At 68.6% G+C, this 24,336-nt stretch carries 20 protein-coding genes; 11 read left to right on the top strand and 9 right to left on the bottom strand.

All coding sequences use genetic code 11. From position 1 onward, the window contains the following. Window positions 1-5 precede the first annotated feature (5 nt). Complete coding sequence (locus ABZV58_RS09735; RefSeq protein WP_354999709.1) at window positions 6-1,028, bottom strand: Rv2578c family radical SAM protein; 1,023 nt, start codon at window positions 1,026-1,028, stop codon at window positions 6-8. Between the two features lie 31 nt (window positions 1,029-1,059). Continuing rightward, window positions 1,060-2,064 carry an NAD-dependent epimerase/dehydratase family protein gene (locus tag ABZV58_RS09740; RefSeq protein ID WP_354999710.1) on the bottom strand — a complete coding sequence of 335 codons (1,005 nt, stop codon included), beginning with the start codon at window positions 2,062-2,064 and terminating at the stop codon, window positions 1,060-1,062. A 252-nt stretch (window positions 2,065-2,316) separates the two neighbouring features. Here ABZV58_RS09740 and ABZV58_RS09745 point away from each other — a divergent pair, with 252 nt between their 5' ends. The 6 genes from ABZV58_RS09745 to ABZV58_RS09770 all read left to right on the top strand — a co-directional run bounded on the left by ABZV58_RS09745 (window position 2,317) and on the right by ABZV58_RS09770 (window position 8,044). Next, the gene (locus tag ABZV58_RS09745; protein WP_354999711.1) at window positions 2,317-2,643 is read left to right on the top strand and encodes a type VII secretion target; all 327 of its coding nucleotides are present in this window, start codon (window positions 2,317-2,319) and stop codon (window positions 2,641-2,643) included. Then, window positions 2,640-4,289 carry a hypothetical protein gene (locus ABZV58_RS09750; RefSeq protein ID WP_354999712.1) on the top strand — a complete coding sequence of 550 codons (1,650 nt, stop codon included), beginning with the start codon at window positions 2,640-2,642 and terminating at the stop codon, window positions 4,287-4,289. The genes ABZV58_RS09745 and ABZV58_RS09750 overlap by 4 nt, the downstream gene beginning before the upstream one ends. A gap of 587 nt (window positions 4,290-4,876) precedes the next feature. Further along, window positions 4,877-5,467: a DUF3558 domain-containing protein gene (locus tag ABZV58_RS09755; protein ID WP_354999713.1), complete on the top strand. Its 591-nt coding sequence runs from the start codon at window positions 4,877-4,879 to the stop codon at window positions 5,465-5,467. 37 nt (window positions 5,468-5,504) lie between these two features. Then, on the top strand, window positions 5,505-5,984 hold the full coding sequence (locus tag ABZV58_RS09760) for a hypothetical protein (protein WP_354999714.1): 480 nt from the start codon (window positions 5,505-5,507) through the stop codon (window positions 5,982-5,984). Continuing rightward, the gene (locus tag ABZV58_RS09765) at window positions 5,981-7,135 is read left to right on the top strand and encodes a hypothetical protein (RefSeq protein WP_354999715.1); all 1,155 of its coding nucleotides are present in this window, start codon (window positions 5,981-5,983) and stop codon (window positions 7,133-7,135) included. The genes ABZV58_RS09760 and ABZV58_RS09765 overlap by 4 nt, the downstream gene beginning before the upstream one ends. Before the next feature lie 141 nt (window positions 7,136-7,276). Next, on the top strand, window positions 7,277-8,044 hold the full coding sequence (locus ABZV58_RS09770) for an ESX secretion-associated protein EspG (protein ID WP_354999716.1): 768 nt from the start codon (window positions 7,277-7,279) through the stop codon (window positions 8,042-8,044). 105 nt (window positions 8,045-8,149) lie between these two features. Here ABZV58_RS09770 and ABZV58_RS09775 read toward each other — a convergent pair whose 3' ends face one another. Both ABZV58_RS09775 and ABZV58_RS09780 read right to left on the bottom strand, forming a co-directional pair. Next, window positions 8,150-8,794, bottom strand: a complete 645-nt coding sequence (locus tag ABZV58_RS09775; protein ID WP_354999717.1) for a TetR/AcrR family transcriptional regulator — start codon at window positions 8,792-8,794, stop codon at window positions 8,150-8,152. Window positions 8,795-8,873: 79 nt separating this feature from the next. After that, window positions 8,874-10,913, bottom strand: a complete 2,040-nt coding sequence (locus tag ABZV58_RS09780) for a CocE/NonD family hydrolase (RefSeq protein ID WP_354999718.1) — start codon at window positions 10,911-10,913, stop codon at window positions 8,874-8,876. A gap of 283 nt (window positions 10,914-11,196) precedes the next feature. On the opposite strand from ABZV58_RS09780, the gene ABZV58_RS09785 reads away from it, so the two are divergent. Then, on the top strand, window positions 11,197-13,440 hold the full coding sequence (locus tag ABZV58_RS09785; RefSeq protein ID WP_354999719.1) for an MMPL family transporter: 2,244 nt from the start codon (window positions 11,197-11,199) through the stop codon (window positions 13,438-13,440). A gap of 25 nt (window positions 13,441-13,465) precedes the next feature. Here ABZV58_RS09785 and ABZV58_RS09790 read toward each other — a convergent pair whose 3' ends face one another. The 5 genes from ABZV58_RS09790 to ABZV58_RS09810 are packed head-to-tail and all read right to left on the bottom strand — an operon-like array spanning window position 13,466 to window position 19,342. Then, the gene (locus ABZV58_RS09790) at window positions 13,466-14,653 is read right to left on the bottom strand and encodes a cytochrome P450 (protein ID WP_354999720.1); all 1,188 of its coding nucleotides are present in this window, start codon (window positions 14,651-14,653) and stop codon (window positions 13,466-13,468) included. After that, entirely contained in the window at window positions 14,650-16,575 is a 1,926-nt protein-coding gene (gene asnB, locus ABZV58_RS09795) for an asparagine synthase (glutamine-hydrolyzing) (RefSeq protein ID WP_354999721.1), read from the bottom strand. Before asnB ends, ABZV58_RS09790 begins: the two co-directional genes overlap by 4 nt. 1 nt (window position 16,576) lies before the next feature. After that, on the bottom strand, window positions 16,577-17,962 hold the full coding sequence (locus ABZV58_RS09800) for a wax ester/triacylglycerol synthase family O-acyltransferase (protein ID WP_354999722.1): 1,386 nt from the start codon (window positions 17,960-17,962) through the stop codon (window positions 16,577-16,579). Window positions 17,963-17,966: 4 nt separating this feature from the next. Beyond that, a complete protein-coding gene (locus ABZV58_RS09805) occupies window positions 17,967-19,187 on the bottom strand; it encodes a cytochrome P450 (protein WP_354999723.1) in 1,221 nt (406 codons plus the stop codon). A 2-nt stretch (window positions 19,188-19,189) separates the two neighbouring features. Then, window positions 19,190-19,342: a hypothetical protein gene (locus ABZV58_RS09810; protein ID WP_354999724.1), complete on the bottom strand. Its 153-nt coding sequence runs from the start codon at window positions 19,340-19,342 to the stop codon at window positions 19,190-19,192. Window positions 19,343-19,623: 281 nt separating this feature from the next. On the opposite strand from ABZV58_RS09810, the gene ABZV58_RS09815 reads away from it, so the two are divergent. The 4 genes from ABZV58_RS09815 to ABZV58_RS09830 are packed head-to-tail and all read left to right on the top strand — an operon-like array spanning window position 19,624 to window position 24,313. Then, window positions 19,624-20,661, top strand: a complete 1,038-nt coding sequence (locus ABZV58_RS09815) for a 3-oxoacyl-[acyl-carrier-protein] synthase III C-terminal domain-containing protein (RefSeq protein WP_354999725.1) — start codon at window positions 19,624-19,626, stop codon at window positions 20,659-20,661. 6 nt (window positions 20,662-20,667) lie between these two features. After that, window positions 20,668-21,576: a hypothetical protein gene (locus ABZV58_RS09820; RefSeq protein ID WP_354999726.1), complete on the top strand. Its 909-nt coding sequence runs from the start codon at window positions 20,668-20,670 to the stop codon at window positions 21,574-21,576. Then, the gene (locus tag ABZV58_RS09825; protein ID WP_354999727.1) at window positions 21,573-23,288 is read left to right on the top strand and encodes a fatty acid CoA ligase family protein; all 1,716 of its coding nucleotides are present in this window, start codon (window positions 21,573-21,575) and stop codon (window positions 23,286-23,288) included. The genes ABZV58_RS09820 and ABZV58_RS09825 overlap by 4 nt, the downstream gene beginning before the upstream one ends. Further along, the gene (locus ABZV58_RS09830) at window positions 23,285-24,313 is read left to right on the top strand and encodes an NAD-dependent epimerase/dehydratase family protein (protein WP_354999728.1); all 1,029 of its coding nucleotides are present in this window, start codon (window positions 23,285-23,287) and stop codon (window positions 24,311-24,313) included. The genes ABZV58_RS09825 and ABZV58_RS09830 overlap by 4 nt, the downstream gene beginning before the upstream one ends. Window positions 24,314-24,336 lie beyond the last annotated feature (23 nt).

Genomic DNA, 24,336 nt, shown 5'->3' on the forward strand with positions numbered 1-24,336 from the left:
GCCGATCAGGCGAACAGCGCCAGCTGGGTGTCGGAGGCGCGCGGCGGGTCCTCGGCACGCACCCGCGCGGCCATGGCGTCGCCGTTCCTGGTCAGACCGTGTCGCTCGAGCAGGGGCGTCACGCGCTCGCGGAGCCAGGCCGAATACTCCGGCGTGACGTAGGCGCCGCGGCCGTACAGCTGGCGGTATTTGCGTAGCAAGGCGGGGTGCGCCTCGGCCAGCCAGCCGAGGAACCAGCCGCGGGTGCTGCCGCGCAGATGCATCGGGAAGGCGACGGCCGAGGACGCGCCCGCCGCCGCGATCGCGCCGAACAGTTCGTCGAGATGCGCGCGGCTGTCGGTGAGGTACGGGATGACCGGCGCGACCATCACGTGCACCGCGAAGCCCGCGTCGGTCAGCGCGCGCACCATGTCGAGCCGGGCGCGCGGCGACGGCGTCCCGGACTCCAGGCCTCGGTGCAGTTCCTGGTCGAGGATGGCGATGGAGACGGCCAGGCTCACCGACACCTCGCGGGCGGCCAGCGTCAGCAGCGGCAGGTCCCTGCGCAGCAAGGTGCCCTTGGTGAGGATGGAGAACGGCGTGCCGGAATCGGTCAGCGCGCGAATGATGCCGGGCATCAACCGATATCGGCCTTCGGCGCGCTGGTACGGATCGGTGTTGGTGCCGAGCGCCACCGGGTCCCGATGCCAGGATTTGCGGCCGAGCTCCTTGCGCAACACCGCGGCGATGTTGGTCTTCACCACGATCTGCGCGTCGAAATCACGGCCCGCGTCCAGGTCCAGATACTCGTGGGTGGGGCGGGCGAAGCAGTAGCGGCAGGCGTGCGAGCACCCGCGCATCGGGTTGACCGTCCATTGAAAGGGCAGATTCGAATTCTCGGGCATCTTGTTCAGCGCGCTCTTGCAGAGCACTTCGTGGAACGTGATGCCCTCGAATTCCGGTGTCTGTACGGTGCGAACGAACCCCGCCCGGCTCAAGCCGGGCAGTGCGCCGTCGTCGGCGTCCAGGGTCTGGTTCTGCCACCGCACCCAGTCAGTCGAACATGTGTTCTAGGGTGTGTCAAGCGATGCGGCGGGTCTCCGTCGCGTCGAACGCGGTCGTATCGGCGAAGAAGGTGACCAGATCGCGCACGGTGTCGTCGATCGGGCGCGGCCGGTAGCCGAGTTCGCGTTCGGCCTTGCCGTGGTCGACCACCGGCGCGGAGACCAGCGCGCCGAGCGCGGCCTTGGACAGCATGTCGGTGCCGAGCATCTTGCCGATCGGCGCGAGGATCGGAATCAGGCCACCGACCAGTTTGGGCGGAATGGTGAACCTCGGTCCCTTCTTACCGCCGTGTGCCGCGGCCATCCGGCACAGATCGAGCATCGAGATCATCGACCCGCCGAGTAGGTAGTTCTCGCCGGTCCGGCCCTTCTCGCCGGCCAGGATCAGGCCTTGCGCCACGTCGCGCACGTCGACGAGGTCGAAACTGCCGCCGATCATCGCGGGCACCCTGCCGAGGGCGGCTTCCCGCAGTGCGAGATTGATCCGGGAAAGGGGGGTGCTGTAGTCGAGGGGTCCGAACACGCCCGTCGGGTTGCAGAGCACGGCGTCCAGGCCGTTGTCGACGGCCTTGCGCAGCTCGACCTCGCCCGCCCACTTGGAGCGGTCGTAGACCGGGAGCGCGGGGTCGGTGGAGCGGACTGTGCGTTCGTCGATGCGGCCGCCGCAGCTGTACTGGTTGAACGCGTGGATGGAGCTCGCGTGCACCATCCGGCGGACGCCGACCTCGAGCGCGGCTTCGGCCACCACCCGCACGCCCTCGGTGTTGACCTTCCACGCCAAGTCGTTCTTCTCGGCGAGAGTGACCACGGCGACCAGGTGGTACACGGTGTCGACGCCCGTCAACGCCTCGCGCATCGACGCGGGATCGAGCACGTTTCCCGCGACCCAGGTGACGTTCGGGTGCGCCGACCGCTCGGGGGCCACTCGGTCGATCGCGGTGACTTCGTGTCCCAGATCGACGAGCAGGCGGAGCAGATTCGTGCCAAGGTAGCCGGCGGCGCCGGTCACTGCGACCTTCATGGCGATAGAATATAGAACTTGTTCTAATTTGCAACACGTTCCAGTTCCGCTCGTCGTGGCGCGATCGGTTCCGCTTCGCTCGGCTACGGTCTCGAAACTTGCCGGTAGCGTCCGCTATATTGAGCCCAACCGCAGCGGCTTCGCCGTTCGGACGGCCGAGCTGTCCGGGGGCACAGTCGTTTCGGGCAGGGAGACGTTCGACAACGCTATGTGCACGACACAGATGTTCACGACGAATTGGGGGGCAACTCGATGAGTGATCTCTCGGTGGAGACCGAAGCGGTCCGGGCATTCGCCACGGAGAACGCCGGGATCGCCGCGCAGGTTTCCTCGGCAAGTTTCGACGGACCGGCTCAGGTGGCCGCACTCACGCCGGTCTTCGGGCTGATCGGCGCCGACTATCTGCTGAGCTTCGCGGCCGCGCAGGTGCTGCAGGCCAAAGACATCAACGACCTGTCGGCCAAGTACGCCGACCTGTCGTTCAAGGCGTTCAACGCCGCCTCGCTCTTCGAGGGCACCGACACCGGCAACGCGGCCGCGATGAACGTCCAGACGGGCGAGATCGGAGGCGGAGCGTGAAGCCGCTGGACTCCTCGCCCACGGGTCTCATCGCCCCGTCCGAGCCCGCTCTCGACTCGCTCGACCACGCCGCGGCGGGCGCGAATCAGGCTGCCGCCATGGCGATTCCCACCGATCAAGCCCTCCTCGATCTGCCGCTGCCGCAGCTGCCCGAGGACATCGCGCCCATCGAGGCGCCGGAATTCGTATTGTCGCAGCGGGTGAGCGAGGACGCGCCCGCGCACGGCATCATGCCCGCCGGATTGCCCGGCCTCGGTGGCGCGCCCGCGCCGGAGGCCCAGGACATCCTCGGTGGAATGCCCACGGACGTGGAAAGCCTGCTCGCCGGTGCGAACACCGCGATCAGCCACGCTGCCACGCAGGTGCAGGACGCCGCGAACAACCTCATCGGTCAGACGAGCGGACTGCTCGGTGGCGCGTTGGGCGGGAACCCGTCCGGCGCCGCGACGCCCGCGGCGGCCGCGACCCCGCAGCTGCCGACCCTGCCCGAGTTGCCCGCCGACCCGATCGGCGCGCTGATGAACGGCCTGCAGATTCCGGCGCTGCCCGGCGTCGACCTGCTGTTCAAGCCGATCCTGGATCTGCTCGGCAGCTTCGGCACCGGCGTGCTCGGCGCACTCGACCCGACCGCGATTCTGAGCCAGTCCTCGAAGATCATCGAGACGGCGATGCAGCTCGGCAAGGGCAGTCTCGCCACCGTCGAGCAGGTCTGGGAGGGGCAGGCCTCGCGCCAGGCGCAGGCGGCCGGGCAGGAAGCCAACCAGCAGGGGCAGGAGACCAGCCAGCGCGGCTTCGACATCTCCGAGCTCACCCAGCGCGCCGCGGCCGTGGTCCAGCAGGGCAACGCCCAATTGCTCGGTATCGCAGGGTCTTTCGCCACCCAGGCGACCGCGATGGCGCCGGTCATCCTCACCCCGCCCGGCCAGGCCGCGCTGATCGCCAGCGCGACAGAGCATCTCGGGCAGGCCGTCTCGGTGGTGAACATGACCCGCGGCGATCTGGCGGGCAAGACCGCCGAGCTGAACGGCGTCGTCGGGCAGCTGCTCGGGCAGAGTGGACTGCCTTCGGCGCAGGAGGTCGCGCAGGCGGCGGCGCAGAACATCGGAGAGCCGCTGCTGGCGCAGGCGCAGGAGACCGCGACGCAGGCGGCCAGCACCAGCCCCGGCAGTGGTCTCAACACGTCGACCTCGACGATCCCGTCCTCGTTGAACACCACCGGCGCCGCGAGTACGCCCGGCTCGCCGAGCGGTCTGCTCGGTCCGCTGGGTCGTCCGGGCGGCCCCGGTCCCGGTGGCGGTGGCCCCGGACCGGGCTACTCCGGAGTGCCGAGCACACCGGGTCTGCCCGGCGCCGCGGTGCCCGCCGTCCGTCCGATCGGCATGCCGGGCGCGACGCTGCCGACCGGTCTCGGCGCGGCGACGACGCCCGCGGGCACCGGTAGCTCGTTCATGGGCGGTGGCGCGCCGGGTGCGGCCGGAGCCCGCCAGTCCGACGACGACCAGCACTCGCGCAACGTGCAGCCGTACCAGAGCCGTACCGGCAACGACGATCTCACCGGACCGCTCGGTGAGTCGACGCCGGACGTCATCGGTGCGACGCACACCGACGAACTGCTCAGCTCGGACTACGAGCAGGACCAGTTCTAGGGATTCGCAACGGGTTTCGCGACGGCGCCCTTCTCCCGGAGTCGGGGAGGGCGCCGTTGTTCGTCTTCGTCAGGTGATGTCGGGAGGCCTGCGGCGGCCCGCGACGAGTTCCGTGGCGAGGTCTTCGTAAGCGACGGCGAGCTCCCCGAGGCGCTCCCAGGCGAACCACAGGTCCAGTCGGAGTTCTCGGCGAGAGCGCTGTGGGCGTGTGCGGTGAGTTGGGCGAGGCGATCGATGATCGCGCCCAGACCCTCGGTGTGTAGGTAGGCCCCGCCGTGCGCGACGGGAAGGTTCGCGCGCGCCCAGCGGTCGATGCCGCGCAAGTCGGTTCCTCGCTGATGGGCGGGTGGGCGTACGCGATTCGAAGAACCCCGCGTGGCGGTGCGCTAGCGTTCTCGCCCGACGAGTGGGTGGCGTTCACCAGAGCCGTCGTGGGTGGCGACTTTCAGCAACCGATCTCCTGATCGGAACGGTTCCGCGCTGGGTGCTTCCGCATCTCGCGAGTGTTAGCGCGCCGGTGGTAGTCTCAGCCGCAGTTGGCTGGGGGCGGAGAAGCCGGTCCACCCCGTGACGCCGAGGGTCCGGCGGTGAAGGTGCCGATGACGAGCAAGTCGAATGCGTGGCGGGTGGGGGTTCTCGCTCTCGGGGCCGCGTTCGTGCTGGTGGGGTGTGGATCGTCGGTGGACGGGGATGCGACGCCGTCTGGGAGTTCCACTGCGACCAATGCTGGGGCGGGAGTTGCGGCGGACGTACCGTCAGGTTTCAACACGTGCACGGATATTCCGCAGAGCGTGCTGGATTCGGAGAAACTCAAGCCGCGGGGGGAAGCGGATTCGAATGCCGCAGATGGCATCAAATGGCGTGGGTGCAAGTACCTGCGCTCGAACGGCTACGCGGCGACGATCACGACTACGAACCTCACGATCGACATGGTGCGACACGAGAACTTCCGCGATGCACAAGAATTCACGATCAACGGTCGTGGAGCAATCTCTACACGACAAGTCGAGGCTACTCCGGAGGAATCGTGTGTCGTGAACGTAGAGATGAAGGGTGGAAGTCTAGACGTCAGCTTGACGAACCCTTCGGTCACCCGTGAGACGGGACACCTCGACACCTGCGTCCTCGCGCGTACTCTGGCCGAGAAGATCGTTCCGGCAATTCCGGCCGCCGCATGAGACCAATTGCTTACGATCACGGGGAGGGAGTGAAGAGTTGAGCGACGATTCCGAAGCAACGCCTCGGCCAATGGCGAACATGCTCAATGCTGCGCGAGACGGCTATCTTTCGATCGCACTGAAGCCCGAAGACTTCGTCTATATCGACCGCGATTGCGAGCTGTTCAAAGAATCCATCTTGGAAATCAGGAGGATCATGAACGAAGTTGCACGTCAGGATCGCTGGGGGTTGGGGGAAGGCAACAAAGAGATGGTTTCGGCAAGCACAGTGGTCAGCCGATTCCGCTCGAAGGCAAGTGGTGCGGAAGACGGGAATTCCGTTGTGAAGATTATGGACGAGCACTACCGCATCATCGAAGACATCCAGGAAGTGCACAGACTTGTCCGCGAGCGGATGATGCAGGCGGACAGTTGGTTTGCCGACCAGTTCAATCATTTGAACGAAACTCTCCCGGAGCGGCCGCGCGAGGGACAGATTCTCGGGCCGTTCATTCTCCCGGATGGGACGACGAAGTGAGCTACGAAGGCCCACGCATTCCCATCGGTGGCGAACATCCACAACGCTGGAAGCATCCCGACATCAACGACGCCTTCAGCCCGCTGGATGTCACCAATGCGGTGAACCAGGCTCAGCAGTACTGGCAAGTGCGCAACCTGTGGGATCAGGGTCTGCGAACTTTCGAACGCTCGATCCAGGCTTCGATCGATCAGGCTTGGTCGGGCCCGGCAGCCGACAAGGCAAAGGATCGGATCAAGGAGTACACGAAGAAGGCCGACGAACTGACTCCAATCCTCGCAGAGCTGTACACCCGCGTACGCGACGCCGCGGACGCGATCGTCAACACCAAGAAGGCACTGCCCGACCCCGTCGTGATCACCGGGACATCCTGGCTGTGGCCGCCGAATCGGTGGAAGCTCCAGCGAGAGCAGTCGTCGGAGGAGCAGGCTGCGCAAGTGGCGATGGAGACGCACTACGTCAAACCGTTCGCCGATATCGACGGCAAGATTCCGGTGCTGCCAACCCCGGTGAGTCCCACTTCCTCGCTGGACATTTCGCCTCCACCACCCGGCGGGTACAACGGCGGTCCTGGACCAGGCCCCGGCGGCCCCGGTCCCGGACCTGGTTCCGGAGAACCGGGCGACACCGACGGCGACGGTGTACCCGACACCCCGGGCGTGGAGCCGACGGACGAGGAAACCCCCGAGGACACGACCACCGACGACACCTCGACGAGTCCGACGAGCACGACAACCACGCCCACCACCCAGACTCCGACGTCGACCATCCCGGCCGGTGTCAACCCGACCGACCCGAACCGCACGGTACCGAGCGGCCTCCCCTCCGGTCCCGGATCACCCGGCGGCGGCCCGGGACCCGGCACCCCGGGCGTCCCCACACCACCGGGCATGGGCCGCAGCATCCAGGGCGTGCCGACCACACCGGGCACACAGAGTCCGGTGGGTGGTTTGGCAGCGGCGAGCAATGCCAACGCGCGTGGGATGGCCGGTATGCCGGGCATGGGTGCGCCGGGCGCGCGCGGCGGCGGCAAGGACGACGAGGAGCACAAGCTGCCGGAATACCTTGTCACGCAGGAGAACACCGACGAATTGCTCGGCGAGATCCCGAAGACGATCCCCGGCGGCGTCATCGGTGGCGACGGCGACTGACATCGGTGGTTGGCTCCGCATGCTGGGCCTCGGGCGCTCGGCGCGGACCGAGCTCCGCATGCCGAGCTAGAAGTGCCGACTTCGCATGGCAACAAGGTGTGCGGGACGCCGCATGCCCGATCGTGAGATGAGGGTTCGTGGATGGGTGAATGGTCGTGGGAAACGGACGATTTCGCGGCGCTGTGGTTGGGTGACGCGCACGATCGGATCCCGAGTCCGCTGCGCCACCTCAGCCGCTTCGCCTTCCGTGACGAGTTCGCCGCGCACCGCGAGGCGGTCCGGCAGCGCTACTCCACCGACGAACTCGACGAGATCCGCGCCGCCCTGCACACGCTGGGCACTTCCGAACTCCGGATCGAAATCCTCGGCGGCAGTTGCAAACACCGCGCCAGCACCGGTCGCGACGACCTGCGCGAATACCGGATCATCGGCGCCCGCACCGGGCATCGTGCCGTCACGTTGAGTCAGTACGGCACCGACAGCGAGCACGGCCCGATCCGCCTGCGCGCCTTCGACGCCGACCAGCTCCCCGCCCGGCTGACCCAAGCGGTACCCGCCTGCACGCCGGGCGCCGAGAAACCCGCCACCTTCCACCCGGATGAACTCAGCCCCCGCCGCGACGGCTACCTCCAGGACAACGCCCGCAACACCCCGCGCGAGCGCTACCAACGCCTCCTCGGTCGACCCGCCGACGGTGGCGGCTCAGCCGTCCTGCTGACCGGCCCGCTGCACACCCACGCCACACCCCGCAACGTCGTGCAGTGGTACGACATCTCCGGCGACGGCCGCTACACCGAACTCCGCGGCGCCCACATCACCGTCCGCCCCACCACACCTGCCGACTTGACCACCCAGTTCGCCACCTGGATCACCCGAGCCCTCGACCACCTCCGCGCCGACGACTTCTGACCACCATTTCTCTCCCGTCGATAGGGAAACGGTTCTGGCGGTGCGGAAATGGCGGTCCGACACGCTGCCGCGACAACCATTTCCCTCGTCGATTCTCGGGCCGAACTACCGGCCCAGCCCCTCCAGCACCGAGGTCAGTACCGTGTGGGCGCTGTCGACAACCCCGTCGAGCGGTTGGCGGTAGTCCTCCAGCACCCATTGCTGGGCGATGGTGAGTACGGCGCCGACGAGCCCGGTGGCGATGGTGCGCAGAAGCGGTTTCGGCACCGCTTCGATGTCGATCATCGGGGTGGCCAGCTCCAGGAAGGTGTCGACGAAGGATCCTGTCACCCTGCGATAGTCCGCGTCCACGGCCGGGCTGATGCCGAGTATTTCGAAGAACGCGATCCGTGCGATTCGGGGGTCGTCGGCGATGCCACTGAAGAAGCCGGTCAACGAGCCGTGCACGGCGGCGCTGACGGTGTCGGACGAGGCAGCGGCTCCGTCGACGATGGATCCGCGCAACCGATCGGTGGCCACGGTGTACGCGGCACGCAGCAAACCCTCACTGCCGTCGAACGATTCGTAGAAGTAGCGTTTGCCGACGCCCGCCCGCGCGCAGACGGCGTCGATGGTGGTGTTGCGATAGCCGCGGGTGCCGAATTCCTCGATCGCCGCGTCGACGAGCCTGGCGCGCCGCTGCTGTTGACGCTGTTCGGGCCCGGCGCCCCGGTATTTGCGGCCGGGGGCGCCGAGCTCGGAAACGGTCACGCCACCATGGTGGCATCGCCTTCGGTGTGAGACAAACCACGCCGGGCACAGTGCTCGCCGCGGGCCCGTCACGGTCCGCTCACCAGCTGGGATCGCCCTCGACCGGGATGTTGACCCAGCTCGGTTCGTTGGGATCCAGCACGAGATGCTGTGGCCGAAGACCACTCTCGTTCAGCAGCGGGCGCAGCGGCACGCTGCTGGGGAAGTTGCTCGCGAAGATGTCGATGCGCAGCCGATGTCCCGGCTGAAGCACGCCGTCCGTGGCGAACAGTCCGATGTCGAGCACGGTCGGCTGACCGGGGACGACGGGCTCGCGGCTCGCCAAGGTGAGGATCGGGTAGGGATCGGTGTAGTCGCCGTTGGGTGAGCGAGTGGAGGCCGCCTCGTCCACCGCGCGCAACGAGGCGGTGCGCTGCCCGGTCGTCCACACGGTCGAACGACCGTCCGGTGCAACGTCGTTCAGGGTCACCGTCCAGTAGCCGTCCGTGGTGTCGAGCACGGTGTTCAGGTGCACGGCGAGCGGGCCGGAGATCTGGGTCGGCCGGTCCACCGGCGCCGTCGTGAAGGTCAGCGCGTTCACCTCGCTGATCCGCGCGTCTTCGGCGCAGATGTCCAGTGCGGCGATGATGCCCGCCGTCCCGTGCGCGGCGTCGCGCGAGCACAGGGTGGCGAGTCCGGGCGCGATCGTCAGCCGTGCGGGTCCGCCCGGCGCCTCGGTCAGGGAGCCGTCGCCCGCGGCGGTCGGCGCGGTGCCCGAGGGGGCCGCGTTCAAGTACAGCCGCCGGTACTCCATGCCGGGGCGTGGGAAGGACGGGCTGTCGCTCCATCCGCCGCCCTGCTGCCACGACGTCACCTGGTCGTAGCCGTCGATGCCGTTGTCGATTCCCTTGAGCCACTTGTCGAACCACGCGCGCTGCAGCACGTCCAGCGACGGCGGTGCGCCGGGCAGGCCGAGGCCCGCGCCGGTGGTGATGTGGTAGGTATCACCCATCACCAGCTTCTTCTCGCTGTCGGGTACGTCGATGGCGTTGTACACCCGGGGCGAGGAGTAGGTGAAGATGTCGTGCCAGCCTCCGTAGATGAAGGTCGGCACCTGGATTCGCTCCGGATGTCCGACCCACGCGGTCCGCAGCGGGCTCTCGTCGTCGAGCACCGACAGCATTTCCGGCGGGATCTGGTCGATGCTGGGCGTGGCCAGCGCCGCGATGACGACGTTGAAGAAGGTGAACGGGTCGCGGATGCGGTCGGCGAGCCAGGTCCAGTCGAACCTGCCGGACAGCATCGAGACCACGTCGGGCAGCAACTTCGTGGCATTGACCGCGAGGAGCCATTCGGGGATGAAACCGATGCCGAGCGCGCCACCGGGCGCCGCGACGTCGCGGATGAGGTCGCTGCCCGGGACGACCGGGAAGAGCGCTTGCAGCGCGGCGGGTCTGCGTTCGGCGGTGTGCAGCTGGTTGACGGCGGAGTAGGAGATGCCGCTCATGCCGATCCGTCCGTTGGACCACGGTTGGCTGGCCGCCCAGTCCACGACCTCGGCGCCGTCCTGCTGCTCGCGATGGCCGAAGACCTGCCAAACACCTTGCGAGAAACCGGTTCCGCGCACATCGACGACGACCTGCGTGTAGCCGCTCTGAATCAGCTTGCGGTCCACGCCGAAGGTCCGAGCGGCGCCGCCGGGCAGAGCGCGCATCAGATCGCTGAGCCCGCTCATCCCGAAGGCCGAGAAGTCCAGACCGCGCAGCACGTGCATCAACGGGTCCCCGAACCCGGGAATCGCCAGCGCGGAATCAGCCAGGTTGGCAACGAGTTTCGTATAGGGCGTCAGGTTGACGACGGTCGGCGTCGGCTCCTGGATCGGCTGACCCGTCGCGTCGGCGGGATGGTAGACGTTCGCCTTCAGCACCGTGCCGTCACTCATGGTGATCGGCACATCCCATTCGATGAAGACGTTCGGATACTGGGGCGGCGCATTGTGGGTTGCGACGAACTGGGCGTCGAGCCCGGCGCGCGTGGGCGTCGACTCGGCCGACGGCGCGGACACCACCCCACCCGCCATCACGAGAAATACGGACAGTGCTGCGGCCGCCGCAGCGATCGGACCCCGACGTCTGATCATGCCTTGCAAACCCTCCCAATGAGGAACTACTCCGTTCCCATAAGTGACGCAACGGTAACCTACGCCACGAAATCACGCCACCATGACCGGGCTCACATCGGCGACACACGCAGTTCGTCTTACCGAACAAGATCGGCGGCGAATGTTCTCCCGACGGTGCAGTGACACTCGATCGCTTTGCTGCGTACGGTGATTCACCGGCCCACGCTCGAGGGAGCGATCTCTTGGGCCGGGAAGGGCGCGGTGCGATGGTTGGCGATTTCGGACCCGGACTTGTCGCCCGATGAGCCTCGATGCACTCGAAACCGACTCGACCACAGCGGTTTCCGCGCACCATGGTCCGCTGTCGCGCTGGACGCGATGGCTGACGACCCATCCGCGCACGGTGATCGCGGTGTGGTCGGTCGTTCTCGCGCTGTGCGGGGCGGGCTATCCGGTGCTCGAATCGCGCGTGCAGGCACCGGATCTCACCGTGGACGGCGCCGAGTCGGTCGAGGTGCAGCGTCTGATCGCCGAGCACTTTCCCGGCTTGCGGGCCGAACAGGCGCTGCTGGTCTTCGACTCCGACACCGCGAGCGTGGACACCGCCGAATACCGTGCCCAGCTCGAGCGAACACGGCGCGCCGTCGAATCGATCGGCGGCGTGACGCTGCTCGTGACTCCCGACAGCGCCCGGCAACTGATCTCGGCCGACAACCGCACCGCCCTGGCCGTCGTCGCCATCGAGGGCGACCAGTCCCACCGCGTCGCCGTCTCCGCCGACGTGCAGAACGCGCTGTCCGCGCTGCCCGATCGTGACGTGATCCGGGTCGACCTCACCGGCTACACCGCGATCCAGAACGACGTGATCATCGCCGAGCAGGCCGATGCGCTCCGCGCCGAATCACTCGGCATGCCAGTGGCTTTCGTGCTCCTGGTCCTCGCGCTCGGTGCGGTGTCCGCGGCATTGCTGCCGATACTCATGGCCGTCGCCGGGCTGCTGACCTGCACCGGCGTGCTGCTGGTCGCCGACACCGTGACCTCCGTCGACCCGCTGATGTTGTCCATCGCCACCATGATCGGTCTCGGCGTCGGTATCGACTACGCCCTGTTCGTGGTGAGCAGGTTTCGCGAGGAGCTGTCGGCGCGCGGGGTGACCTCTCGGTCCGAGGCCGACGCGATTCGCGCCGCCGTGACCACCACCATGGCCACTACCGGCGGCATGGTCCTGGCGTCCGGCTCGGTCGTGATCGTGTCGCTGGCGGCGCTGCTCGTGGTGCCCGCCGGGGTCTTTCGCGGCATCGTGCTCGGTGTCGGCGTGGCCGTGGCGACGGCGATGCTGGCCGCCGTGACGCTGCTTCCCGCGATTCTCACCGTGCTGGGCCCCGCCGTGAACCGCTGGCGTGTGCGCGGCCGTGGCGTCGACTCGGACGACAGCGCCGCCGCCCGCCGGTGGACACGTCGGGTGATGCGCAGGCCGGTCGTCTTCGGCCTGGCCGCCGCGAGCCTGCTCGTCGTGGCCGCGCTGCCGCTGACCGGCCTGCGCACCGGCTTCGACCTCGGTATCGCGTCGCTGACCGACTATCCCTCTGGAATCGCGGCTCGCACGGTCGCGGAGAAGTTCCCGTCCGGCATGCTCTCGCCGATGGAGTTCGTCGCCACGGCGTCCGACGGCGGGCCGCTGAACCCCGGTGCGGCGAGCGTCGTGCAAGGCTTCGCCGACGAGCTGCGCGCCGATCCCCGCGTCGCCGCCGTGTTGGCGCAGTGGTCCGACGGCCGTGTCCACCTGACCGTCGTGACCCGCATGCTGATCGACTCGGCCGCGGGCTCGGACCTGGTCGCCGAACTCGACGCGCGGGCGCGCTCTCTCGCTGCCTCGACCCCGGACTTGCGCGTCAGCGCGGGCGGCGCGCCCGCCGGTCTGCTCGAGATCAGCGACGCGATCCGTGACGCCTACCTTTTGGCCGTCGTGATCACGGTGTTGTGCGCGCTGGCGTTGCTGCTGGTGGTCTTCCGTAGCGTCGCCGTGCCGGTGAAGGCCGTCGCGGTCAACCTGCTCGCCACGGCGGCCGCGCTCGGCATCACCGTCGCGGTATTCCAATGGGGCTGGGGCGAAAAGCCTTTCGGCTTCTCGAGCCCCGGTTTCGTCCAGGTCGTGATGCCGCTGATCGTGTTCGTGATCCTGTTCGGCCTTTCGATGGATTACGAGGTGTTCGTCATCCGCCGGATCAGGGAGAACTGGGACGCGGCCGTGGCGCGCGGCGCGATCGATCCGGCCGAGGCCAACCGCGAAGCGGTCGCCGACGGGATCGGCGCCACCGCCAAACCCGTCGCGGTCGCGGCGGCGATCATGGTCGTGGTGTTCGCGAGTTTCCTCACCGCGAGCACCCTGGAACTGAAACAGCTCGGCTTCGCGCTGGCGGTGGCGGTTCTGCTCGACGTGGTCGTCGTGCGACTGGTGCTGGTACCCGCCACCCTCCGGTTGCTCGGCCGCTGGAACTGGTGGCTGCCCGCACTCCGCGGGGGCAAGCGGATTCCGCAGCGTTAGGGATGTCTCGACGCCGGTGGGTGTCTCAGCGCAAGCGGATGTCGAGCCTGCGATAGAGCGGGACGAACGCGTTGAATCGGTACCGGCGGCGGGTGATCTCCCACGGACGGCCCGCAGCGAGCAGTGTCTCCAGGAAGCGGGTCAGCTGCACGTGGGTGAGCGCGGCGCCGAGGCAGAAGTGCTTACCGCCGCCGAACCACAGCTGCCGCGTCCGCGCCACGTAACCCAGGTCGAGGTCGAACCGGCCGACGGAATTGTCGATGTACCAGGTCATCACCTTGACGCGGTCACCGGAGCGCAATCGCCTGCCTCCGAGTTCGAGATCGCCGATCACCCCGCGCCCGACGACCGGCATCGAGCTCGTCACCCGCAGCCCCTCCCGGATCGCGTCGGGGATCGAGCTCGGGTCGGCCAGCAGCCGGTGCTGGTCGCCGGTGTCGTGCAGCAGCGCGACCAGTCGCCCGATGGTGCTGGCGAGCGTGACGGTCCCGGCCACCACGAGCAGCACGGTGAATCCTCGGGTCTGCTCGAGTGTCAGCCCCAGGTCGCGGCAGCGCCCGATGACGGTGCCCGAGTCGGCCGAGTCGTACACGTGCTCGACGTTCGCGCCGATCAGCGCAGCCAGCTCGCGGCCCTTGCGCCGGTGGCGCGGCGGGACGACGGTGGTCGCCCAGTTTCCTTTGCCCAGGTCTGCCAGCCGCTCGATGGCGGCGAACAGGTCCAGATACGGTGTGTCGGTGCTGGTCTCACGCGGCAGACCGGCCACGTCGACCATCGTGCGCGCCGTGAAAACCCGGGCGAATTCGGCGATGTCGACCGTCCGGCCCGCGGCCAGATCGGTGCGCAGGCGCTCGAGCTGCGCGCCGGTCGCGTCCTCGACGAGGTGCTCGGCAGCGGGCTTGCCGAAGAGATCGCCGAGACCGGCGCGCAACCGCTGGTGCTCAGGACCCTCGAAACGTTCGGCGCCGAATTCGCCGAGCATCTGCGACCACCAGTGTCCCGACGCGCCGTCGGTGGCGATGCTGAAATGTTCGCTGTCCCGGTGAATTTCGCGCGCGAGTTCCGGATCCGACACCACCCAGCCGAACTTCGGCACCTTGCGGAGGGGCCGGGTGGCGGCGCCGAGTGGCAAGAGCAGCGCCAGGCCCGGCTGGGCGGCGGCGTGCAGGGCGAGTTCGTGCCATTCGGCGGCACGCGGCAATGTCACGGTCATGCGCGGGCTCCGGTGATCGCATCGGCGGTGAAGCGGTCGGCGCTGAACTGGTCGACCACGAGGTGGGTGCACAGGATCGCCATCGCGGCCCATTCGGCGGTGACGCCGTCCCAGGTGCCGGGCCGGTCGACAGCCGTGCGCCAGATCCTTTCCGTCACTTCGGGATCGAACAGCCCATAGCGTCGCGCGGCGGCGCGGGAGAGATGGTCGGCGGCCAGCTGCGCGCCCGGCCCGCTGAGGTACCACGGGCCGATCGGCGTCATGAACGGCTTCTTGCGCCGCCGCACGATCCGCTTGGGCAGCAGATCGGCCATCGCCCGCTTGAGCACGTATTTCTCGGTGCCGAGACGCAGCAGCATGCGCGGGTCGAGTTCGGCGCAGACGTCGAGGACGTCGCGGTCGAGGAACGGCACCCGCACCTCGAGGCCGTGCGCCATGCCGAGCCGGTCGGAGATGGGCAGCACCCAGTGCGGCAGCCGGGTGTGGAACTCGAAATGCATCTGCCGGTGCAGCGTGCTGTGCTCGGGCGGGCGCGGCAGCGCCGACGGTTCGGGCAGGTCGGCGAGGACGGCGGGCCGCGCGGTACCGGACAGCGCGCTCCACAGATGGACCCACGGCGGCATCTGTCCGTACCGTTCGGTGTAACCCGCACTGCGAGTAGCGATCTCGACGAGATGGCGGTCGATGCCGCTCGGCGCGCCGATCCATTTCGTCGCCTGCCGCCACACCAGCGGTCGCAGCGCGTCCAGTCGCAGGTCGGTCAACCGCGAACTCAGCCGCATCAACCGGTAGAAGTCGTAACCGGCGAGCAGCTCGTCCGAACCGTCACCGCTCATCGCCACTGTGAGCCCTTGGTCTCGGGCGAGGGCGGTCAGGTCGAGGAAGGGGGAGGCTACACCGCCGTACCAGAACGGGGATTCGAAGTGCCACATGCTCTTCGGCAGCAACTCGCAGACGCGCGCACCCGTCGTCTCCGCCTCCACGTTCGGGACGCCCAGCGACCGTGCGACCAGCCGCGACATCTCGGTCTCGTCGTGGATCGCGCCGGACAGCCGCACACTGAGCGTCGTCAGCGGCGCGTCGCAGCGCCGGGCGGCGACGGCGGCGATCGCGGAGGAGTCGAGCCCGCCGCTGAGCGCGACGCCCGCCGCCACCTCGTCGGGGACGCGCTTGGCGACCGCGGCGGTGAACCGCTCGTCGAACGCCTCGATCGCCGCGCGTCCGGTGAGCAGCGGTGCGTCGGGGTCTTCGCGCACGAAGACGCGGAAGTAACGCCTGGTGCGAACGCCGTGGGCGTCTGCGGTGAGAACGGTTCCCGGTTCCAGATCGCGCACGTCACGCCAGAAGGTGCCCGGCGCGATGGTGTGACCGTAGAACAGGCAGTCGCTGAGCCCTTGCGGGTCGATCTCGGGCGTACACGCGCCGGAGGCGAAGATGCCCTTGATCTCCGACGCGAACGTCAGGCGGGCGCCGCGCAGGTGGTAGAAGAGCGGCTTGACCCCGACCCGGTCGCGGGCCAGCGTCAGACGCCGCCGGGTGGCATCCCAGATCGCGATGCCGAAATCGCCGTCCAGGTGCTCGACGAAACCGTTCCCGTACTCCTCGTACAGGTGCGGGAGGACCTCGGCGTCGCTGTCGCTGCGGAACCGGTGCCCGCGCGCCGCGAGGGCGCGGCGCAACGCCTTGTGGTTGTAGATCTCGCCGTTGAGCAGCGCACGGACCGAACCACTCTCGTCGGCCGTCGGCTGCGCGCCGTGCCGCACGTCCACGATGGACAGGCGCTGGAACCCCAGCGCGGCGTGCCGGTCGTGCCAGGTGGCGTGGTCGTCGGGGCCGCGGTGGCGCAGCACCGCGCACATCGCCGCGAGCGGGCCGGGATCGACCGGCGCAGCGAAGTCGACGATGCCGCAGACCGCGCACATCTCAGGACTGCCCGACCGCGGTCGCGGGCGCGAGGAGCCCGTCCAGTTCGGCCAGCGCGGCATCCATGGCGGCCGTCAGGTGCTCGATCGGCGGCAGCTTGTCGGCGGCGCCGAGCACACCGAGGAACAGCTCGTCTCGGTAGCCGAAGCAGGTGAAGTTCAGCGAATTGCCGTGCATCAGAAGAGATATCGGATACATCGCGTCGAGCCGCGCACCGTCCCAGAACAGCGTCTCTCGCGGGCCGGGGATATTGGAGATTCCCATCGGGTGCGAGGACGGAGCCGACCGGATGCCGAGCAGCAGCGTGAAGACCCACGGGAAGGTGGTCGCCAGGCCGTATCCGATGACCGCGCCGGGCGACATCGCGCCCATGTGGCGCTTGGCGGTGTCGATCGCGTCCTTGACGGCGGCGAGGCGTCGCACCGGATCCTCGACGTCGGTCGCCAGCGCCGTGAACATCAGCCCGGCGCGGGTGCCGACCCGCTGGTCACCGTCGCGCAAGTCGGTCGGCACACCGGCGGTGAGCGGGCGCTCGGGCAGTTCGGCGTGGTCGGTGAGGTAGTTGCGCAGCGCCGTGGCGACGAGGTACAGCACCAGATCGTTGACAGTGCAGTCCGCGGCGCGCGCCAGCCGTTTGATCTCGCTCAGCCGGTAGCGGCGCAGCGAGAGGTCGCGCGCGCCGGTGATCGGACCGTCGAGGACGGAGGGCGGTTGCCGATAGGTCTGCTGCGCCGTCGCCCGTCCGGCCTTGCGCCGCAAGGCATCCCGCGCCGCACCGGCTACCCCGGCGAGTACCGCGAGGAACCCGCGCATTGCCGTGAACAGCGAACTGATCCGGCTCGCGCGCGTCGAATCCTTGGAGTCGGGTCCGATGGTGAAGAACGGCGGCAGGCCGCGCGCCTCGGGGTCGGTGGAGAGACCGCCGGTGATGACGCGCACCAGCGAAACACCGTCCAGCAGACTGTGATGCGCCTTCAGCACCGCGGCGAAGCGATCCTCGGACTGTCCCGTCACGAAGTGCAGTTCCCATGGCGGCTTGCCCAGGTCCAGCTGCTCGCGATGGACCCGCGTCACGAGCTCGACGAGTTCGTCGCGGCCCGCGCCCGCGGGTAGCGACCACTGCCTGATGTGGTCGGCCGGATCTATTTCCTCGACTTCCCTTACCAGGGCGAGTGATTCGGCGAGGCGGCCACGCACCGGCGCCAGGTTCCATGGCGGCGGTGCGCTGAACGGCGCCGCGTGCCGCGCCCGCCAGCGGCGCACGAACCCCTCGGCATCGCCGTCGGGACAGTGGAATTCCATCAGGAATGCCACGTGCATCGGCATCTCCGGCGACTCCAGCGACAACCAGGTCGCGTCGGTGGCCGACAATCGCTTGATCGCCATACCCCTATCCTCCGAACTCTCGGTCCGCCGACCGTGGCGCGAGGTCGAGCCGCAGGCCGACCGGGATGACGGCGAAATGGAACCGGTCGTCGGGCGGCGGCACACCGTCCGGGAGCCGGAAATCGAAAGTGCGACAGGCCATCGCGGCGACGCTCTTGACCTCGAGCATCGCCAGCCCGCGCCCCGGGCAGAACCGTGGCCCCGACCCGAAGGGAATCGAGACGTCGGGGCGGTGCGCCCGGCCGTCGGCGCCGCGTAGCCACCGTTCGGGGTCGAACCGCTGCGGATCGGCGAAGTTCTCCTCCTGGAGGCCCGGGTACCGCACGTCGACCAACACCCAGGTGCCCGCGGGCAACGCGATGTCGCGCAGCACGGTGTCGTGCACTGCCTCCATGAGCAGCAGGGGAGTGGTGGGTTGCAGCCGCATCGACTCGGCGACAACGGCTTCCAGATACGGCTGACGCTCGAGCGTCGAGGGGATCCTGGCGATCTCCTCCCGGATGCGTTCCTGCGTTTCGGGTTCGGAGGCCAAGTGGTAGAGCAGCCACGCCGTGGCGTTGCTCGTGGTGTCCTGTCCGGCGATCAGGATCGTCAGCGCCTCGGCGAACAGCTCATCGTCGGTGAACGATTCGCCACCGTCGCTGGCGAGCAGGAACGCCTCGATGAAGTTGGTCGGCTGCTCCGGCGCCGCGGTGCGCGCGCGGGCGATGACGGTGTTCACCTCGGCGCGCAGCGCGTCCAGTGCCCGGTCCAGCGCGTGGTCGGCGGGCAGCTTGACGTAGCGCCAGTACGGGAACGGAATGTTCAAGCGGCGGTTGATCATCGGGAAGACGTGCTCGAGGTGTTGCTGGATGACGTCGCCGGACTGCTCGAGGGTGTTGATGTCGTAATCGAAGGTCAGCTTGGCGGTCACGTCCACGGTGTAGCGGGTCAGATCGGCGCGCACGTCCTCGGGCGGGGATGCCAGCCAACGCCGCCGTAGTCGCTCGGTGATCTGCTCCAGCGTGGTGTGGAACCGGGTGAGATGGGCGGCGTTGAACGCGGGCATGGCCAGCCTCCTGCGCCGCCGCCACGCCTCGCCCTCGGAGGAGAACAGTCCGTTGGAGCCCATCTCGCTCATGATCGACTCGATCGAGGACTGTCGGCGGTAGGTTCCCGGGCGCTGCCGCAGGATCTCCTTGCCGAGCTCCGGATCGCCGACCACGACCAGCCGCCTGCCCGGCATGCTCAACCGGTAGACGGGGCCGTATTCCGCGCACCAGCTGTCGAGTGCCGGTGCAGTCGCGTCGGGGTGAGTTGCGGGAGGTTGCCGAGCACCGGCCAGCCGTCTGGGCCGGGCAGATCCAGGAGCGACATCGGCGCGCGGAGCGGGACGGTCACCGGGCCGAGCCTAATCACAAATCGGGTGCTCGGCGCAATCGGAGACGAGAATTCATCGCGGGAGACGATGTTCGCGCCGCGCTTTTGTCACGAAGTAGCAAGGCACACACATCGATTGGTGATCCCCCTCACTGACCGGTGGCGCCGAGTGGACTGCTGTCGCGGTCTGGTCGTAGTGTCGAAATCATCCGGTCGAGCCGGGTTTCTTTGGCCCCCTTGCTTTATCAGCGCCGTGTCGCTCCATTTCCCATGGGAGCCGCGGCCATCGGAGGAAATCTCGTATGAATCGCTCTCGAATACGCGCGCTCGGGGCCGCTCTCCCCGCCGGAGAATTCACCACGAACGAAGTGCTCGACCGCATGTCGAGCGGCGGCGAGTTCGACGTCGAACGCATTACCGGCATCGCACACCGGCATATGGTCGACCGCACCGAGGAGGACACCCTGACCTTGGGTGTCGCCGCGGCGCTCGACTGCCTGGCGGACTCGGGATACGACCCCGCGGACCTGGATGTGATCATCTGCGGCGGCACCACCGTGCACGACGGATTCCGGATGGTGTTCGAGCCGTCCGCGGCGGGGGAGATCGCTCGGCGCATCGGCGCGGTCAATGCCACCGGCTACGACGTCGCCAATGCGTGCGGCGGCACCATGACTGGTATCTACCTGCTGGACAACCTGATTCGCGCCGGCGCCGTCCGGACCGGGATGGTGGTGACCCCCGAGGTCATCTCGCCGGTCACCGAAGGTGCGCTGGCCGAGGCGGTGGACGCGCGCGACCCGCAGTTCGCGGCGCTGACGCTGGCCGACGCGGCCGTCGCGGTGGTGCTCGACCGCGCCGTCGACGAGGCCGAGGCCGTCCACTCCATCGACATGATCACCTGCGCGGAATACTCCGGCCTGTGCATCGCGAAACCCAGCGACAGCACCGAGAACATGATCATGCTGACCGACAACCTCACCATGCAGGCCGCGCCGCGGCGCGAGACCTGGGCGAAATTCCATCGCGACGTGCTCGCCAAGAAAGGCTCGACGTTCGCCGAGGAGAATTTCGACTACATCGTCTTCCATCAGCTCGGCGTCGGGTTCACGGAGAAACTGGCGGAGTCGGGCAGCAAGATCCACGGCGCGCCCATGCCGCCGCGGCTAGCGTGCGTCGAAAAGTACGGAAATACCGGAGCCAGCACACATTTCCTGGTGCTGCACGACTACCTGTCGCGCGGCCTGATTCCGGCGGGTTCGAAGATCTGTTTCGTGCCGACCGCGTCGGGAATGGTGTTCGGGGTGTTGTCGGCGACCATCGGTGAGTTGGTGAAGTAGATCGTGGTGACCATTCTGCGGAATTCGGCGGTGAGCGTGGATCCGGCGCTCGGCTCGATCGACCACGCGGTCGCGGCGGCGCGGGAGTGCCTCGCCGGGGCGGGGCTGTCGGCGGCGGACGTGGACGTGCTGGTGAACGTCGGCGTGTACCGGGACGCCAACATCGTGGAGCCGTCCAACGCCGCGCTGATCCAGCGCGAGCTCGGCATGCACCTCGACTACGAATCCGGGTCCTCCCGGCCCGGTTTCTCCCTCGACCTGCGCAACGGCGCCTGCGGCGTGCTGAACGCGCTCCAGGCCGCGAACGCGTTGCTGGTCAATGGCACCGCCGAGCACGTCCTCATCGTCGGCAGCGACGCCCACCCCGGCGGCCGGGCGGACGCGGCCGACTTCCCCTATGCCACCGCGGGCGGCGCTTTTCTGGTGACGAAGGGCATCGATGACGCGACCGGGCTCGGCGCGGTGCACTTGCAGCCCGCCCCGCGGCCGGAGGGCGCGCATCCCGGCGTCGCGGGCTATCTCGACTTGAAGGCGATGGGCCGCGACGGCGCGCGCACGATCACCGTCGACGTCGCCGACGATTTCGCCGAGCGGGTCACCGACGTGGCGCGCACGGCGGTGCGGAACTACCTCGCGAATCACGTTGATACCGCGAGGGATTCGACAGTGCTTGTCACCAACAACCCCGCGCCGGGCTTCGCGGCGACGCTGGCGGCCGACTTCGGCTTCGCGCGCCACCACCAAGCCGATACCGGCTCGCGGAACGCCGGAAGCTCCGGTCTCATCATCGCCTACCACCAGCTGATCCGTTCCGGTGCAGTGCGCGAGGGCGACCAGCTGCTGCTCGTCGCGGGCGGATCGGGGCCGACGGCGGGCTGTGTCGGCTACCGGGTGCCCGTCGGCGGTGTCGGGTGACGCGCGCGACCGGATACGCGGACCCGAGCATCCTGCTCGAGCACCGGATCGCGGAACGGGCCGACGCGCCCGCCATCAGCTACCCGACCCGCGCGGACGCGGCGAGGGCCGATCGCGGCGCCGACCTGCGGTTCGCGACCATGAACTACGCAGAGCTGGGGCGGCGGGTCCGCTCCTACGCGGCGGGCTTCGCGCGGATCGGAATCACCAAGGGCGTCAAGGTCATCGTGCTCGTGCGCCCCGATCCTGACCTGTTCGCGGTGCTGTTCGCGCTGTTCCGGGTCGGCGCGGTGCCCGTGGTGGTGGATCCCGGCATGGGTGTGCGCCGCATGCTGCACTGCTTCCGCAGCGTCGGCGCGGAGGCGTTCATCGGGATCCCCGAAGCGCACGCGGTGCGGCTGGCCGCACGGCGCACGTTCGGCTCGATTCGGGTGCACGTCACGGCGGGTCGGTCGTTCTGGGGCGGCCACAGCCTGGACGATCTGCGTGCCGAGCCGGAAACGCCGGCGGCCGAACATGATCCGGACGACCTGTTCATGATCGCGTTCACCACCGGAAGCACCGGACCGGCCAAGGGCGTCGAGTTCACCAGGTCGGGATTCGGCGCGGCCCTCGATGTCGTCGCCGAACTACACGGCCGCCCAATCGGTTTCGTCTCGTTGACCTCGGTTCCCTTGTTCGGGCTGTTCGATCTGCTGCAAGGTGCGCACGTCGTGCTCGGTCCGGTCGACCCGGTGCGCGTGTCGAAGGCGAATCCCGCGCTGCTCACCGACGTGGCGAGGTCCTTCGGCGCCACCGACCTCACGGCCTCGCCCGCCCTGCTGGCCAGGCTCGGTGAGCATTTCGCCGAGACCGGCGAGAGCCTGCCCGACATCGCGCGGGTCATCTCCATGGGCGCTCCGGCGAATCTGGTTGCGCTGGAACGTATCCGCTCCGCGCTCGGCGACGACGCGCGGATCTTCACCACCTACGGCGCGACCGAGGCGCTGCCGCTGACCACGTTGGAATGGTCCGAGCTGGACCGTACGCGCGCCGCCACCGCCGAGGGTGCGGGTGTGTGCGTCGGCCGCCCGCTGCCGGAGAGCAGCGGCGGGACCCTGGTCCGGATCATCGGCGTCACCGACGAGCCCATCGCCGACTGGAGCGAGGACCTCGTCCTGCCCGCCGGGCGGATCGGCGAGATCGTCGCGAGCGGACCGCAGGTCAGCCGCGCCTACCACCGCAATGCCGCCGCCGACGTGCGGCACAAGATCGACGAGCGGCTGGCCGACGGTGGTATCCGGCGCTGGCACCGCACGGGTGACCTGGCGCGTGTGGACGAATCGGGCCGCCTGTGGTTCTGCGGGCGGCTCTCCCAGCGCGTGCGGACCGCCGACGGTGACCTGTACACCGTCCGGTGCGAGCAGATTTTCAACACGCACCCGGAAGTCGCCAGGACCGCGCTGGTCGGCGTCGGCGCGCCGGGTGAACAGATCCCGGTGCTGTGCTTCGAGCCCGCCGTGGATCTCTCGCCCGCCGAAATCACCCGGGTGCGGCGCGAATTGTGGACCCTCGCGCAGCACAGGGCGGAGACAAGGCGCATCCGAATCTTTCTGCCGCACAGCGAGTTTCCCGTCGACATCCGGCACAACGCGAAGATCGGGCGGGAGCGGCTGGCGCGGTGGGCCGCGGATCGGCTCGGCTTCCCGCGAACGAAAGGAACGGACCGATGAAGGTTCTCGTCACCGGCGCGACCGGATTTCTCGGCAGCCACATCGTCGACGCCGCCACCGGCGCGGGCGACGAGGTGCGGGCGCTGGTCCGCGCGTGCAGCGACCTCGGCTACCTTTCGGGCGTGCCGGGTCTCGACACCGCCGTCGGCGATCTCGGCGATTCGGACTCGCTGCGGGCGGCCTGCCACGACGTGGACGTCGTCTACCACAGCGCGGGACTCGTTTCGGAAGTCGGTGCGCGTGATCAGTTCTGGCGCGCGAACGTCGAGGGCACCCGCAACCTGATCGCTGCCGCTCGCGATGCGGGCGTTTCGCGGTTCGTCTACGTCAGCAGTCCGTCGGTGGCCACCTCCTACGAGACCGACCGCTTCGGCATCGACGAGTCCGAACCCTATGTCGACGCGCCCAAGAGCCTCTACGTCGCGACGAAGGTAGTGGCCGAGCAGTACGTGCTCGCGGCCGACTCGCCCGGCTTCACCACCTGCGCGCTGCGGCCGAGGATGATCTGGGGCCCGCGTTCGGCCGGATGGATGAGCCTGCTGCTGCGCAAGCTGAAAAGCAATCGGCTGCCCGACCTTTCGGGTGGACGCCGGGTCATGGCGTCCATCACCTACTGCGAGCACGCGGCGGCCGCCTGTCTGCAAGCCGCACGTTCCCCCGCGGTCGCCGGAAACGCCTACTTCCTGGCCGATCCCGAGGACATCGACCTGTGGGAGTTCGTCCGCGACCTGGCCGTCGCGCTCGACCTGACCCCGCCGACCCGCACCGTGCCCGGACCGGTGTTGGACGCGGCGATCGCCGTCTTCGACACCATTTGGCGGATACCCGCCGTCAAGGAGCGGTGGGCGCCGCCGCTGTCGAGCTGGACGACGGCGGCGCTGACCGTCTCCAACACCTACGACACCTCCGCCGCCCGTAAGGATTTCGACTACAACCCGACCGTCTCCCGCGACGCGGGCCTGGCGCGCTACGTCGAGTGGGTGCGCTCGGTCGGCGGCGTCGACGCCGTGCTTGCCCGCGGCTGAACGGATTACGAGGAGGTTGGTCT

Source organism: Nocardia sp. NPDC004654, from assembly GCF_040609595.1.
Classification (GTDB): domain Bacteria; phylum Actinomycetota; class Actinomycetes; order Mycobacteriales; family Mycobacteriaceae; genus Nocardia.

What these genes read in the sequence shown, in the direction of transcription:
- ABZV58_RS09740 (WP_354999710.1), bottom strand. Translation starts at nt 2,064, where the DNA reads ATGAAGGTCGCAGTGACCGGCGCCGCCGGCTACCTTGGCACGAATCTG.
- ABZV58_RS09745 (WP_354999711.1), top strand. Translation starts at nt 2,317, where the DNA reads ATGAGTGATCTCTCGGTGGAGACCGAAGCGGTCCGGGCATTCGCCACG.
- ABZV58_RS09770 (WP_354999716.1), top strand. Translation starts at nt 7,277, where the DNA reads ATGGGTGAATGGTCGTGGGAAACGGACGATTTCGCGGCGCTGTGGTTG.
- ABZV58_RS09780 (WP_354999718.1), bottom strand. Translation starts at nt 10,913, where the DNA reads ATGATCAGACGTCGGGGTCCGATCGCTGCGGCGGCCGCAGCACTGTCC.
- ABZV58_RS09785 (WP_354999719.1), top strand. Translation starts at nt 11,197, where the DNA reads ATGAGCCTCGATGCACTCGAAACCGACTCGACCACAGCGGTTTCCGCG.
- ABZV58_RS09790 (WP_354999720.1), bottom strand. Translation starts at nt 14,653, where the DNA reads ATGACCGTGACATTGCCGCGTGCCGCCGAATGGCACGAACTCGCCCTG.
- asnB (WP_354999721.1), bottom strand. Translation starts at nt 16,575, where the DNA reads ATGTGCGCGGTCTGCGGCATCGTCGACTTCGCTGCGCCGGTCGATCCC.
- ABZV58_RS09800 (WP_354999722.1), bottom strand. Translation starts at nt 17,962, where the DNA reads ATGGCGATCAAGCGATTGTCGGCCACCGACGCGACCTGGTTGTCGCTG.
- ABZV58_RS09805 (WP_354999723.1), bottom strand. Translation starts at nt 19,187, where the DNA reads ATGCCGGGCAGGCGGCTGGTCGTGGTCGGCGATCCGGAGCTCGGCAAG.
- ABZV58_RS09815 (WP_354999725.1), top strand. Translation starts at nt 19,624, where the DNA reads ATGAATCGCTCTCGAATACGCGCGCTCGGGGCCGCTCTCCCCGCCGGA.
- ABZV58_RS09830 (WP_354999728.1), top strand. Translation starts at nt 23,285, where the DNA reads ATGAAGGTTCTCGTCACCGGCGCGACCGGATTTCTCGGCAGCCACATC.